Consider the following 12,510-nt stretch of genomic DNA (forward strand, 5'->3'; position numbering starts at 1 on the left):
ACGCCGAGCTGTCTTGGTGCTGCGCGGAGTCGACGTGGAGCTGGCCGAGGGAGAGGTGGTCGGGCTGGTGGGGGAGAACGGCTCGGGCAAGAGCACCCTGATGCGGATTCTCGTCGGAGAGCTGGCCCCCGATGCCGGCACGATCGCCCGGGGCGGGCGGATCGGGTACTGCCCGCAGGATCCCGTCGTCTACGAACGGCTCACCTGCGACGAACACTTCGAGTTGTTCGGCCGCGCGTACAGTCTGCCCGGCCATGCCGAACAGACCACCCGTGCCGAGATCTACGAGCGGCTCGGCTTCGGCCGGTACGCCGCCACCCGCGCGGACCGGCTGTCGGGCGGGACCCTGGCCAAGCTCAACCTGGGCCTGGCCCTCCTGGCGGACCCCGAGGTGCTGCTCCTGGACGAGCCGTACGCCGGGTTCGACTTCGACACCTATCTGAAGTTCTGGGACCTGGTCGCCGAGCGCCGCCGGGCGGGCCGCTCGGTGCTGATCGTCAGCCACTTCGTCACCGACGCCGAACGCTTCGACCGCATCGTCCACCTCCGCGACGGCAAGGCGGTGGAAGGATGACCGCTTCCCTGCTTGTGCGACGTTTCCTCGCTGATGCCGCCCGTACCCCGGTGAACCTGCTCGTGCTCGTCCTCGTGCCGATCGTGTTCGTCGTCGTGGCCTCCCGTCCCCTCGCCGATTCGGCCGAACTGATGGGCGGCCCCGGCGGGCCGGCCGTGCAGACCGCGACCGCCGGATGGGCTGCCGGGTTCATCGCCGCCATCGCGATGTACTTCCAGCTACGTGGCGCCCGCGCCGCCGACCGACGCCTCGTCCTCGCCGGACTCGCGCCCCACCGGCTCGTGGCAGCCCGCATGGTGACCGGGCTGGCTTTGGGGCTGCTCGCTGCGGCGGCGGCCCTGGCGGCCCTCGCCGTACGGACCGGATGGGGCCAACAGCCGGGACGGGTCGTGGCCGGCACCGTGATGTACGCGGTGATCTACCTCGGCATCGGCGCCGTCATCGGCGCCCTGGTGAAGAACCCGGTCAACGGCACCGTGCTCGTGCTGTTCGTGTGGATCCTGGACGTGTTCTTCGGCCCCGTCCTCGGCGCCGCCGACCGGCCGCTCACCCGGATCCTGCCCACCCACTACGTGACCCTGTGGATGGTCGACCTGCCCTCCGGGCACAGCGGACGGCTGGGCGACCTCGGCTGGGCCCTCGCCTGGACCGCGGTCGCACTGGCCGTCGCCTGGACGGTCATCACCGCCACCAGCCGGCCCCGCTCCGCCCGCCGCACAGCCCGGCCCGGTTCTCTGCGGGCGCAGACGTCCGCCGCGGTGCGGGCAGGGCTGAGGGAGGCCGCCCGCAACCGGGTCCTGTGGGTGCTGCTCGTCGCCGTGCCCGTCGTGTTCGTCCTCCTCGCGGTGGCCACGACACCGCAGGAGTTCACCACGCTGAGGGTCCCCGAGAACGGCATGGACCGCGCGGTGCGGGCGTGGCTGCCCGACATCCACGGCGGCACCATGGCCCCCATCGCCATAGGCTCACTCGCCGCCATGACCGGACTGTTCACCGTCCTCGCCACCGGCGCCGCCGACCGGCGCCTGGCGCTGGCCGGCATGCGCCCCGCCGCGCTGCTCGCCTCCCGCCTCACCGTCGTCGTCCTCGGCGCACTCGCGGCCACCGCGGCCTCCCTCGCCGTCACCGCCACCGTCCTCGACGCCAGCAACTGGCCCCGCTACATCGCCGCCAGCATCCTCATAGCCCTCACCTACGCGCTGATCGGGGTCCTGCTCGGCCCCCTCTTCGGACGCCTCGGCGGCATCCTCATCGCCTTCCTGATCCCCTTCATCGACCTCGGTATCGAACAGAGCCCCATGCTCCGTCCCACCCCGCTCGACTGGGCCCACGCCCTTCCCGGATACGGCGCCGTCCGCGTCCTGACGGATGCCGCCCTCACTCCCGGCTTCGACACCGCCGCCGCCCTGCTCCTCGCCCTCGCCTGGCTGGCCGGCCTCACCCTGGCCGCCGCCGCCCTGTTCCATCACACCGGTCGCACCGCAGGAGGCACGCCATGAACGCCACCCGCACCGCCCGCCGCCGTCTTGCCGCCACCGCGGCCGCGGCAGCCGTCACCGCCGGTCTCGTCCTCGCCGGCTGCGACAGCGACGGCACCAGTACCCCGGCCAGTACCCCGCCCGCCACCTTCACCCAGGCACCCGCCACAGCCCAGGACGGCGCCCACAATCAGGCCGACGTCACCTTCGCCCAGCAGATGATCCCGCACCACCGCCAGGCCATCGCCATGTCTCAGATGGCCAAGACCCACGCCGCGACGCGCGATGTGAAGGCCCTCGCCGACCAGATCGAAAAGGCGCAGGAGCCCGAGATCCGGACCATGACCGGCTGGCTCACGGCATGGGGTGAGGAAGTCCCCCGGGGCATGTACGGCATGCACGACGACATGGGTCAGACGAGCGGTATGCCCGGGATGATGAGCGGCCGGCAGATGATGGACCTCGACCACGGCTCCGGCCGCGCCTTCGACACCATGTTCCTGACCATGATGATCGAACACCACGAAGGCGCCATCACCATGGCCAAGACCGAGAAGCAGAACGGCGCCTACACCCCGGCCAAGAACCTCGCCGACCAGATCATCGAAACCCAGACCGCCGAGATCGCTCACATGCGCGAGATGCTCCACGGCAGTTGACAGACAGGACGGCAGGACCGGGCGGCCACCGCGGGGTACGGCGAGCGCGCGGGGGAAGGGATACCACTCGCCATGCCTCGCGTCTCCAGGGACGACGCCAGGCCCATGCCGTTCCGGCACAGACTCCCGTACCGCCGTGGCCGATGCCGCGGGCGACATTCTCACCCCGCCAGGGGACGGCGCCGACGCCGGCCTGCGGCGTCCACGCACGACACCTCGATGTACGGCACGGCCCCGTCCGTCCCAGCCGGTACAGCCATACAACACCCCCAGCGTGCTCACCCCGCACGACTAGGTTCACTGTCACAGAAGGCGGAATGGCTTGGTTCGCTGTCAAACGCCTCGATTGGATGACAAGGGACACAGTTCGCCTGGGGCAGACAGGAAGGATCCACGAAAGACTGGCCAACGGGTGCAGGGGCATGTCAACGTAGACGACCTTCCCGGAAAACCCACAGGTCAGTGAGGTGAAGGCCCATGACCGTGGCTCCTGCGAGCCCCGGATTCTCCACCACCATCCAGGCCCTGCGACTGCGCGAGTGGCAGCTCGGCCCGGGCCAGCCCACGCTCGTGATGGACCAATTTTCCGCGGCCGACTTTCACGTGGTCGTGGACGACCGGGCCGATGTGCACGTCAGCTCGAAGGACGGACGCTTCTACCTCGGCTGGTATCCGCTCGGTCGCCCCGGTACCGATGGGGAGGGATGGAAGATCGCCGTCACCGGCACCGCGAAGGTCCCTGGCTACAGCATCGCCTTCGACACCCAGACGCCGGCCGACGTTGTCGCCGCCGCCGTGGCTCGTGTGCTGGAGACCTCCCGGCCCCTCTGAGGGGCGATCCTCGAGTCCCCCGCGCATCAGGCGGTTCGAGAGTCCGCCTTGCCCAAGACGCCCCTGAACTCAAGGAGACTGCCCCGTGGAACGACCGGAGATGACCGTCGGCGACCTCATCGATTGCCTCTCCGCGTGTGATCGCAGCGCGCCGTTGCGGCTGGCGATGAACCCCTTCTTCCCCATGGCCCACCGGGCAACGCGGATCGTCGAAGCCCTGGACGAGCAGGAGAAGCCCGTCGTCTACCTGGCCGAGGGGCGGGGCGAGGACAGCCAGTTCGGTCCCCTGCCGCCCGAGGTGGCCGTCGCCCTCACCTGGCAGGCGCCCGTACTGGCGCCCCCGCGCCGCCTCCGCCGTTCTGCTTGCCCGGTCGGCGGGCAGTAGCCCGTACACAGCCCTTGGAGGCGCCTCTGAACCGCAACTCCCCGCTCAATCCATCCACCCCGAGCAGCGCCCAGGCCCGCTACTGGGTCGGCCCCCGACACTTGGCCGGTGACGACGGACGTCTCTACGACACCGTCGCGGACACGCTCACCGCCCTCGGCTGGACGAGCCTCGCGATCGTCCGTGGACGTCAGGAGCCGGACGAGGCGCCGGAGGACCGGCAGGTCCTGCGCAGCACCGTCCTTCACATCAGCCCCGACACCCTTCGGTGGGCCCAATGGGCCCTGCCGGACGAGCCGTTCCACCTGGGCGAGCTTCCGGTCGCCTGGCAGGTGTCTGCCCGCGCGGACACCGACAGTCCGCTCGCTCAGTGGTCGGCCTACTTCACCACCGACGTCCCGGGCGAAGTCCTGGCAGACTTCCTCGTCGCGCTCGACGCCCGAGAGGCAACCGCCACCGCGTTCACCGGGCCCGACCTGGTCCTCGACGCCGTCACGGCGCATGGCTGGCTCCGCGACATCGACCAGCCCGACGCGGGGGCGACGGACCCCACCTTCACCTCGCACCTCAGCCTCGGCGAGGTTCCGCCCCTCATCCAGGACGCTGACCCGCGCGCTCTCACTGTTGGGGCCGACGTCGCGGGTCCGGTCGGATGGCAGGCGTGGGCGGAACCCGCTCTTGGGGAGTCCTACCTGTGGGCCGCGTCCTTCAGCGCCAGCGTGCCGCACGACCTCGTCGCGTGCTTCGCCGCCTCCGTCAGCTCCACCGCACCGGTCCTGCGCGGCGTGCTGCCCGAAAGCACCCACGACAGGCTCCTGCGCGCGCCGGCCGGCTGAACGCTTCCACATGGAACGAAGCCCGGTCTCCCGGTTCAGGGAGCCGGGCTCGTACCTCCCCGATCGCGCTGACCTGTCCCCGCCGCACCCGCGAACAGTTCGCCGCCTTCGCCGGCGAGCGAAACGGCCGGCCGTGGAAGACGCTCGGTTGGAGTCCTTGTCGAGCGCTGTCCAGACTGCTCGCAGTGTGGCCGACAGTGCTGTGGGCTCCGCGCCGCCAGGGCATGAGGTGCATCGCATCACCATCAATCCAGGGTTTCCTGAATTCAGCGTTCTGTGTACTGTCATGGTGTGCTGACTGTTGCCTCCGATATCGAGGTGCTGGCCCGGTTCGGCCGCGCGCTCGCCGACCCGATCCGTTGCCGCATCCTGCTCGCCTTGCGCGATGCCCCCGCCTACCCGGCCGACCTCGCTGACGCTCTCGGCGTCTCTCGGACCCGGCTGTCGAACCACTTGGCATGCCTTCGTGACTGCGGTCTGGTCGTGACCGTGCCTGACGGCCGCCGTACCCGTTACGAGCTCGCGGACGAACGCCTCGGCCACGCGCTGGACGACCTGCGCACCGCCGTGGTGGCTGTGGAGACCGATCGGATCTGCGTCGATGCCGACGAGAAGGGCTGCTGCTGACCATGGCCGCCGAGATATCGATATCCCTCGGTCCCTCCCCGGCCCGCCGTGACGCGCTCACCCGCCGCATACGCCTGCTGGTCGCAGCCACGATCACCTACAACGTCATCGAGGCGATCGTCGCCATCACCGCCGGCACGATCGCCTCCTCCACAGCTCTGATCGGCTTCGGCCTCGACTCCGTCATCGAGGTCTCGTCCGCTGCCGCCGTCGCCTGGCAGTTCTCCGCCCGCGACCACGCCGTCCGGGAAGCACGCGAGCACCGCACCCTGCGGATCATCGCCGTCTCCTTCTTCGCGCTCGCCGCCTACGTCTCCTTCGACGCCGTTCGCGCGCTGACCGGCACTGGCGAGGCTGACCGCTCCATCCCCGGCATCGTCATCGCCGCCCTCTCGCTCGCGATCATGCCGTTCCTGTCCGCCGCCCAGCGCCGCGCGGGCCGCGAACTCGGCTCCGCCTCCGCGGTCGCCGACTCCAAGCAGACTCTGCTGTGCACCTACCTCTCGGCCGTGCTCCTGCTCGGCCTGGTCCTCAACGCCACCCTCGGCTGGTCCTGGGCCGACCCCATTGCCGCCCTCGTCATCGCCGCCATCGCCATGAAGGAAGGCCGAGACGCCTGGCAGGGGAAGGGCTGTTGCGCGCCCACGTCCTCCACCCTGGCCCCGTCGTCGGCCGATGCCGAAGCGGACGCCTGCGGCTGCCGCCCTGGTTGCGACTGCTGCAACTGACCGCCGACAACACGGAGCGGGCCCCGGTACCACACCGGGGCCCGCTCCTTCATGTTCACGATCTGGCACTTCGCGCCGACGGTCTACCAGCGAACGTCAGCTGGCGGATGTCACCTTGGACAGCGCCTTACTGACGTGTCGGTCGACGAGGGCCGGCGAGCCGGAGACGATCACCAGGATGGTCCCGGTGCGGATCGCAGTCTGCTTGACGACCGAGTCCCGCCCGCCGGCGGAGAAGGTCGGGAGCTGGCTCCACTGCTCGTCGCCGAGCTGGGGGGCTGCCGCTTTCTGCGTCGTGATGTCGATGGCGGTGCTGCCGGTGAGGACCTGGTACCTGGGGCAGCCGGTCATGGCGTCGAAGATCCGGCCGATGCTGTCCGACAACTTGTCGGCCGAGTCGCTGTACAGCTCCTCGGACACCTCCGAGCCGCCGCCGACGTAGGTGAAGGACGCCTTCGCCTTGTGGGGGAGGGTGAGCGAGCCGCCGCTGGCGGCGTTGCCGCCGAGTTCGTCGAGGTCCGGGCAGCCCAGGACGGTGACGTCGTCGTAGCGGGCGGGCCGTTCGTTCTTGCGGGTGTAGTCGCTGCCGAGGTCGCCTTCGTCGAGCAGGAGCGGCTCCAGCGCCGCCGAGGGCAGTAGTGCCTCGCTGTCGGCCCGCGCACCGGTGGGAGCGACGGAGGCGGAAGGAGGCGTCGTGGGGCTGTGGGAGGTGGTGGAACAGGCGGGTACGGAGAGGGCGGTGACGGCCGTGAGGCCGAGGACTGAGACGACGCGAGCACGCATGGGGACCCCTGTGTTGTCGGTGACAGGTCGGACAGTGCGGGCCCGGGGGACCGGTGGGGTCGTAGGGGAGGGGTCAGTGGCCGAGGTGTCGCAGGCAGTCCTCGAAGGTGGCGTGCGTCGTGTCCGCGGGGCCTGCGGTGCGGTTGTACCAGGCGGTGTCGAGCCGAGGCTCGACTTGCTGGTGTCCGGCACGGCAGCGCAGCCAGATCTCATCGCGGGTGGAGAGGATGAGCCAGTCCCGGTACTCCCCGCACTCTGCGCAGGCGACGACCTCATCGTCGATGACGAGGGGGTGAGGCCGGGGCATCATGCGGCCCTCGAGCTGGTCGTGGCTGGGCACCCGGAGATCCGCCGGTAGGAAGTCGTCCACCTTGGCCGTCGGGCCGGTGGCCAGCCCCACGTCGGCTGCACTCGGCTGGCAGGAGTCGACGGGCGGCACCTGGACGGCCAGCCACGCTGCGATCTCCGCCTGCTGCCGCTGTATCGCGGTGATCTCCTGGTCCGTGCGGCGCCGGCGTATCCGGTGAAACACCCGTGGTCCTCCCTCGTCTCGTCGTGCATGCATCATGACCGTGCCACAAGCCCCTGACCAGGTTCTATTCACAGAGTCGATAGTCATTTCTTGCGGCGCGAAGTTTCCAACGAGGCGCGTGCCGACCCCTTCGTACGCTGCGTCAACGTCCCCTCTGCGCGACCGGCCGGCACCTGGTCAGCGGTGTCAGCGGGCAGGTCCGCGGAGCGGCGAAGCCGCCACACGAGCACGTCGCTGACCGATTCCGCGCTCGTCAGCTCCCGCCGCCCCGCGACCTCGGTGAGCAACGAGACCGGGTCGTGGCCTGCGGCCTCGGCGTCGTTGAGCGTGGCGGCGAGGGCGTACCAGCCGGGCTCGGCGAGGATCTGTTCGGCCAGCTCTGGGAGTGTCTCGCGCAGCAGCGCCGTCTGTCGCTGTTGCACGGGATGGGCGAGATGTCGGCCGCGCTGGTAGAGCGCGCCGAGGGGTTGGGCGGCGGCGGCCTCGTATGCGGCACGCAGGTGCAGGGCGGCCTGTTGAGCGGCAGCGGCCTGTTGGGTGTGGTTCTTCTTCGCGTGCCAGTGAGCGGCGGCGGTGATCAGGAAGAACAGCATGTCGATAGCCATCGCCGTGGTCGCGCCGTCCTCTCCGCGGCCGAGGGCGGGGCCGCCGTGGACGAGTTCGCGGGCGGCCTGCCGCAGGGCGCGGTCGTGCCCGCGTTCGGCCCGGACGTGCGAGCGGGAGGCGCGCTCGAACACGAAGGCTGCTTCGTGCAGTGCGCTGCGGGTGTGTGCGGCGGAGGTCTTGGCGAGCGCGTCGAGGACCTCGCCGGCCGCCGCGATGTGGGCGGCGGCGACTGTGTCGTCCCCGCCCTCGACGATCAGCACTGCCTGCCAGGCGGCCGAGGCTGTCTGCCGACGGGCCGCCGCCGGACGGCTCGCCACCGGACGCGTCGACGGCTCCGCGCTCGCGGGTTCGGGGTCGAGAGGGCCGGCGGCCCAGCGCTCACGGACGCGGGGCAGGGACAGGTCCGGCGCGAGCCGAGCACCGGGGTAGAACACCGGCTCGTCTTGGGCGTTGCGGTCGTCGGGGAGCGCGACTTTGTACCCGAGCAGGTCCCCGGACGGGGCGATCCGCTTGCGGATCAGCAGGCCGGCGGCTGCGAGCCGGTCGAAGAACTCGGCCTCGCTCGTCGCGCCGGCGACCGCTTGGCGCACGGTCTCGCGCAGTTCCTCCCGCGCGGTGCGCTCGCGCCCCTGGCGCTGCGCCTTGTGGCGTTCGGCGCTGGTGGGCCGCTGCGCAGCGGTGCCGTCGCCCTTGTTGAGGCGGCGCAGCCCCAGCTCAACTTCCAAGGCCCGGGCGGCGGCTTGGACGCGGGGCGCGTCGTTGTTGAGGTCGGGCTTGTAGCCGTCTTCCCGGACGAGGGTGGCGACGATATGGATGTGATCGTCGGCGTGCCGTACCGCTGCCCAGCGACATCCCGCCCCGCCCCGTTCGGGGTCGTCGATTCCGGCGGCGGCGACCATGCGATGGGCGATGGCGCCCCACTCCTTGTCCGAGAGGAGGCGGTCCTCGGCCGCGTTACGGACGGACAGGTGCCACACGTGCTTCGTCGGTCGCTCGGAGGCATCGATGTTCTCCAGGGGCTGGTCCAGGAGCTGCTGGAGCTGCTTGAGGGTGGCTGTCTCGTGGCGCCCTGGGTCGGGCGCGTTGCTGTCCCAGGACGCGACCAGGTGCGGGTCGGTGTGCTCCTCGTACTTGCCCGGCCCGTACAGGTAGTGCAGGAGACCGAGGGTGCGCTGCCCGCGCTTCTGGATCCTGGGGATCATGCCTGTCGCGTATTCCTAGTTCTGGGCGAGGAGCCGGTCGGTGGCGTGCTGGACGCGCTGGGCGGCCCGTTCGGTGGCAACGAGGACCGCGTCGAGCGAGGGCGGGTGCGCTCCGGCGTTGATCGCGCGGGTGAGCTGGTTCAGGTTGTTGCCCACGTGGCCGAGGTGCCGGCGGGCGGCGAAGAACTCGGCGATCACCTCTCGCTCTCCGGCGACCGCGCTCGCGGTTCGGTCGAGGTCGCGAGCGGCGCTGAGGGCGGCACGGGCGAGGAAGCCGGCGACGGTCAGACCGGCGGCGGCAGCGCCGGCGGTCACACGGGCGAGCTCGTCGTCGCTGAAGCGCGTGTTGCGTACGTGGGGACGCTGGCGGCGCTGGTACTTACGGCGACGGGTACGGGGATTCGTCGGAGGGACGAGATCGGGCTCGGCACGCTCTGCACCCCGTTCCTGTCCTCCTGGCCGCGATCCGCCCTCGGTCGCGGCCTCTTCGTCAGGCGACCCCCGGCGCCGGACGTTCCCCTGCCCCGGAGGGGTGGGGGAACCCTTGGATACTCCGCTCAAGGCGGAGTATCCAAGGGGATAACTTGCTCTCCCCGAGACCGAGTTGTGGTTCGGACCGGGATCCGGGGTGTTGTCGTTCTCGTACGGGTGCGTCATCGGATTCGGTGCCTCGTGGAGCGGATACGGTGCTGAATCGCGGCGGCCAGATCGACGACGTCGGCGGGTCCCGCGAGGACACGGACGGGACCGTCGGGCTTGTGCTGGACGAGCCATTGGCCGGTCGGGGCCCGGACTGCGGCGTGCAGAAGCTGCCGGCGGACGAGCACGTCCGCCCAGGCGCTTGCCTCGGCGGTCGTCGCAGCGGAAGAGCGGTTGTGGAGTGCGTCGATGGGGACCTCCTGAAGTGGGGCGGTGGCCCGGCGCGGCGCCGGGCCACAGGATCGGGATGCGGGCTGCGAGCTGCGGTTTCGCTGGGTCAGCCGCATTCGAGGCAACGCTCGACGTGGCCGCTCAGGGCTCTGGCCATGCGGGACTTCGCCGAGAGTGCGTGATGCGCACTGGACTTGGCAGACGGCCTGCCGGCGTACCGCTGGGAGTGGGCGTTCAGGAAGCCGATCTCCCGTTCGTACCCCTTGCGGATGACATCGAAGCGGTGGCAGGTCTTCATCGGGCGGTGCTCCTTGTCGTAGCGCTGCTCTCCTCACTCCGCAGTTGCTGGAGGACGAGGCTGAGTCGTTCGTTGCGGCCGCCCTGGAGGCCCTCACGACGGAGGATCTCGCGCAGCTGGACTCGGGTGAGGGATTCGTTGCCGTCCCGCGCCAGCAGGGCGGGGACGTGAGGCTGAACCTGCTTCACGAGCTGTTCGACGGCCGCCTCCAGCTCGCGCGACGGGTGCTGGGCCGGGCGGCTGCGGGTCCGGCCAACGCCGCTGCCTGTGGGCTTGGCCCTGGTGGTCGGCTTTCGCCGACGGGCGACCTTGTGTCCCCGGTCCCCGGGGCCGGTCCCCGACTCGGCGTCGGTCGGTCCCCGGTCCGTGGGGGTGTCCGTCCCCGGCTCGGCACCGGTCGGTCCCCGGCCTCCGTGAGTGTCGGTCCCCGGCTCGGCGTCGGTCGGTCCCCGGTCCCGATGGGTGTCGGTCCCCGGCTCGGTGTCCGTCGGTCCCCGGTCCCGATGGGTGTCGGTCCCCGCTTCGGTGTCGGTCAGTTCCCGGTTTCCGATCTGTTCGACGCCGGCGACCTGGCCGTGGTGTGGCGGGGACCAGGGGGAGGGGAGGGGGACCGTAGCGAGGGTGGGTGCGTGTCGGCGCGCGGCGAGCTGATCGAGGAGTTCGGCCCGCTGTGCTGGATCGGTGCCGACTGCGGAGCGGCCGATCGCCTTCGACAGACGCCGTGCGAGGCGCCGACCGTGCCAGCCTTGCTGCCGCTGGGGGGTGAGCTCTGCGAGGCGGGCGGCGAGGGTGACCGCGCGGGCCGTGGCTCGGTCACGGGTGATCTGCGCGGCGTCGCGGTCTCGCGCCGCGATCCCGAGGCGGGACAGCAGACGCTCGCGCACCTCCCGTCCCAGGGTCGCGACGAGGCCGTGGGAAGTGGCGTCGGGCGTGCGTAGGCGCAGCTCGATGCCCATGGCGAGGTGCCAGAGCATCGCGGCCATGATCGGGCCGACGAAGGCCCGGACGGTGCCGCCCACGGGCCCGCTCTCGGCGTACGCCGGAATCACCTGGACTCCGGTGATCACCCAGACCAGAGTGCCCGGCAGGCCGGGCGCTCCCTGCGTGGCCAGGTTCTGCCGGGCCATCAGTGCGGTTGCGAACAGGGCGAGTTCGGCGGCAGCGAACATTCCCGCCCGCTCGGTGGTGCCGGCCATGTCGAGGTAGTCGGCGGCGAATCGCCAGCTCGTGTCCGCGCTGTAGGCGGTGCAGCCGATGGCCGCGATGGCCGCGACCTTCACCGCGGGACTGCCTGACCGTCGGATCCGGCGTATGGAGCCCCGGCGCCGCATCCCCCAGCCTGCCAGAGCGAGGGCAGCGGCACCGGGAATGCCGATCGCGAGGAGAAGGGGCAGGTCTGGGATGACACCGAAGGACAGGTCGGGGCTCATGCGGCCTTTCCGAGCGAGGCGGTCAGGGAGGTTGTGCGGACCGGCCGGGACACCGGCTGGATTGTCGGGGGTGAGCTGCTCTCGGGCTTGCGCGTCGTTCGCTTCATCCGCGACTTCGGAACTCCGTGGTAGCGGTCGCGGTCGGCAACGGCGTTTGCGGCCTGAGTCAGTAGGTCGCGGGCGTGCTCGTAGCTGACCTGCAGGGCCAGGGCGAGGCGGTCTGCGCGCCAGCCCCGGGCGTAGGCGTGATTGACGACGACGTGGCGCTCGGCGGCGGTGAGGTGAACGTCGCGGCCGTGGAAGACGGCGATCACACGGCTGTAGTCGAGCCGCTGATGCAGGCCGTCGTGCCAGGGGCGGCGCTCGGCCTCGGTCAGGCCGCCCCAGATGCCTTCCTTGAGGCTGTTGTCGAGGGCGTAGTTGAAACAGTCGCGCACCACTGGGCACTGGGCGCACAGGGTCTTGGCCTCGTCGATGGCCTCGCGGTCCCGGGGCAGCGGGAAGAAGGTGGCGTCGGCGTCGTCGGGGTCCATGCCGTGGCACACGCCGCGCGTGTGCCAGCTGGTGTCGGCGATCCCGCGCAGGGAGGTCGCGGGTGCTTCGTGGGTGGTGATGGTGCGCAAGGTGAGTCTCCGAGGTCACTCGCGTCGGCCGGCGGGAGGCGGGGCCGT

The 12,510-nt window shown here is 70.9% G+C and carries 15 protein-coding genes; 8 read left to right on the top strand and 7 right to left on the bottom strand.

All coding sequences use genetic code 11. The features are described 5' to 3' along the window. Positions 1–16: 16 nt before the first annotated feature. The 8 genes from ESG85_RS24545 to ESG85_RS24580 all read left to right on the top strand — a co-directional run bounded on the left by ESG85_RS24545 (position 17) and on the right by ESG85_RS24580 (position 6,118). Positions 17–574 (top strand): ATP-binding cassette domain-containing protein, encoded by a 558-nt coding sequence (locus tag ESG85_RS24545; protein WP_342781381.1) that lies wholly within the window; start codon positions 17–19, stop codon positions 572–574. Further along, the gene (locus tag ESG85_RS36695) at positions 571–2,073 is read left to right on the top strand and encodes an ABC transporter permease (protein WP_128982806.1); all 1,503 of its coding nucleotides are present in this window, start codon (positions 571–573) and stop codon (positions 2,071–2,073) included. Before ESG85_RS24545 ends, ESG85_RS36695 begins: the two co-directional genes overlap by 4 nt. Beyond that, positions 2,070–2,711, top strand: coding sequence for a DUF305 domain-containing protein (locus ESG85_RS24555; protein ID WP_128982808.1), 642 nt, complete (start codon positions 2,070–2,072; stop codon positions 2,709–2,711). The genes ESG85_RS36695 and ESG85_RS24555 overlap by 4 nt, the downstream gene beginning before the upstream one ends. Before the next feature lie 477 nt (positions 2,712–3,188). Continuing rightward, a complete protein-coding gene (locus ESG85_RS24560; protein WP_128982810.1) occupies positions 3,189–3,542 on the top strand; it encodes an SPDY domain-containing protein in 354 nt (117 codons plus the stop codon). A gap of 100 nt (positions 3,543–3,642) precedes the next feature. Beyond that, positions 3,643–3,927: a hypothetical protein gene (locus ESG85_RS24565; protein WP_386480881.1), complete on the top strand. Its 285-nt coding sequence runs from the start codon at positions 3,643–3,645 to the stop codon at positions 3,925–3,927. Between the two features lie 14 nt (positions 3,928–3,941). Next, positions 3,942–4,763 carry an SPDY domain-containing protein gene (locus tag ESG85_RS24570; RefSeq protein WP_128982814.1) on the top strand — a complete coding sequence of 274 codons (822 nt, stop codon included), beginning with the start codon at positions 3,942–3,944 and terminating at the stop codon, positions 4,761–4,763. 291 nt (positions 4,764–5,054) lie between these two features. Beyond that, complete coding sequence (locus ESG85_RS24575; RefSeq protein ID WP_128982816.1) at positions 5,055–5,390, top strand: ArsR/SmtB family transcription factor; 336 nt, start codon at positions 5,055–5,057, stop codon at positions 5,388–5,390. A 2-nt stretch (positions 5,391–5,392) separates the two neighbouring features. Beyond that, complete coding sequence (locus tag ESG85_RS24580; protein ID WP_128982818.1) at positions 5,393–6,118, top strand: cation efflux transmembrane domain-containing protein; 726 nt, start codon at positions 5,393–5,395, stop codon at positions 6,116–6,118. A gap of 96 nt (positions 6,119–6,214) precedes the next feature. Here ESG85_RS24580 and ESG85_RS24585 read toward each other — a convergent pair whose 3' ends face one another. The 7 genes from ESG85_RS24585 to ESG85_RS24620 all read right to left on the bottom strand — a co-directional run bounded on the left by ESG85_RS24585 (position 6,215) and on the right by ESG85_RS24620 (position 12,462). After that, complete coding sequence (locus ESG85_RS24585) at positions 6,215–6,901, bottom strand: hypothetical protein (RefSeq protein WP_128982820.1); 687 nt, start codon at positions 6,899–6,901, stop codon at positions 6,215–6,217. Between the two features lie 73 nt (positions 6,902–6,974). Next, entirely contained in the window at positions 6,975–7,433 is a 459-nt protein-coding gene (locus tag ESG85_RS24590; RefSeq protein ID WP_164986309.1) for a hypothetical protein, read from the bottom strand. An 83-nt stretch (positions 7,434–7,516) separates the two neighbouring features. Further along, positions 7,517–9,241, bottom strand: coding sequence for a relaxase/mobilization nuclease domain-containing protein (locus ESG85_RS24595; protein WP_128982822.1), 1,725 nt, complete (start codon positions 9,239–9,241; stop codon positions 7,517–7,519). Positions 9,242–9,256: 15 nt separating this feature from the next. Continuing rightward, a complete protein-coding gene (locus tag ESG85_RS37000) occupies positions 9,257–10,015 on the bottom strand; it encodes a plasmid mobilization protein (protein WP_425471273.1) in 759 nt (252 codons plus the stop codon). Between the two features lie 202 nt (positions 10,016–10,217). After that, positions 10,218–10,409 carry a hypothetical protein gene (locus tag ESG85_RS24610; protein WP_128982826.1) on the bottom strand — a complete coding sequence of 64 codons (192 nt, stop codon included), beginning with the start codon at positions 10,407–10,409 and terminating at the stop codon, positions 10,218–10,220. Further along, positions 10,406–11,839: a hypothetical protein gene (locus tag ESG85_RS24615; RefSeq protein ID WP_128982828.1), complete on the bottom strand. Its 1,434-nt coding sequence runs from the start codon at positions 11,837–11,839 to the stop codon at positions 10,406–10,408. Before ESG85_RS24615 ends, ESG85_RS24610 begins: the two co-directional genes overlap by 4 nt. Next, positions 11,836–12,462 (bottom strand): WhiB family transcriptional regulator, encoded by a 627-nt coding sequence (locus ESG85_RS24620; RefSeq protein ID WP_128982830.1) that lies wholly within the window; start codon positions 12,460–12,462, stop codon positions 11,836–11,838. The genes ESG85_RS24615 and ESG85_RS24620 overlap by 4 nt, the downstream gene beginning before the upstream one ends. Between the last annotated feature and the right edge of the window lie 48 nt (positions 12,463–12,510).

The sequence above is a fragment of the Streptomyces roseicoloratus genome, from assembly GCF_004117935.1.
Classification (GTDB): Bacteria; Actinomycetota; Actinomycetes; order Streptomycetales; family Streptomycetaceae; genus Streptomyces; species Streptomyces roseicoloratus.

Coding starts and splice junctions, on each gene's coding strand:
- ESG85_RS36695 (WP_128982806.1), top strand. CDS start 571: ATGACCGCTTCCCTGCTTGTGCGACGTTTCCTCGCTGATGCCGCCCGT.
- ESG85_RS24555 (WP_128982808.1), top strand. CDS start 2,070: ATGAACGCCACCCGCACCGCCCGCCGCCGTCTTGCCGCCACCGCGGCC.
- ESG85_RS24560 (WP_128982810.1), top strand. CDS start 3,189: ATGACCGTGGCTCCTGCGAGCCCCGGATTCTCCACCACCATCCAGGCC.
- ESG85_RS24565 (WP_386480881.1), top strand. CDS start 3,643: ATGACCGTCGGCGACCTCATCGATTGCCTCTCCGCGTGTGATCGCAGC.
- ESG85_RS24580 (WP_128982818.1), top strand. CDS start 5,393: ATGGCCGCCGAGATATCGATATCCCTCGGTCCCTCCCCGGCCCGCCGT.
- ESG85_RS24585 (WP_128982820.1), bottom strand. CDS start 6,901: ATGCGTGCTCGCGTCGTCTCAGTCCTCGGCCTCACGGCCGTCACCGCC.
- ESG85_RS24595 (WP_128982822.1), bottom strand. CDS start 9,241: ATGATCCCCAGGATCCAGAAGCGCGGGCAGCGCACCCTCGGTCTCCTG.
- ESG85_RS37000 (WP_425471273.1), bottom strand. CDS start 10,015: ATGGCTCGTCCAGCACAAGCCCGACGGTCCCGTCCGTGTCCTCGCGGG.
- ESG85_RS24610 (WP_128982826.1), bottom strand. CDS start 10,409: ATGAAGACCTGCCACCGCTTCGATGTCATCCGCAAGGGGTACGAACGG.
- ESG85_RS24615 (WP_128982828.1), bottom strand. CDS start 11,839: ATGAGCCCCGACCTGTCCTTCGGTGTCATCCCAGACCTGCCCCTTCTC.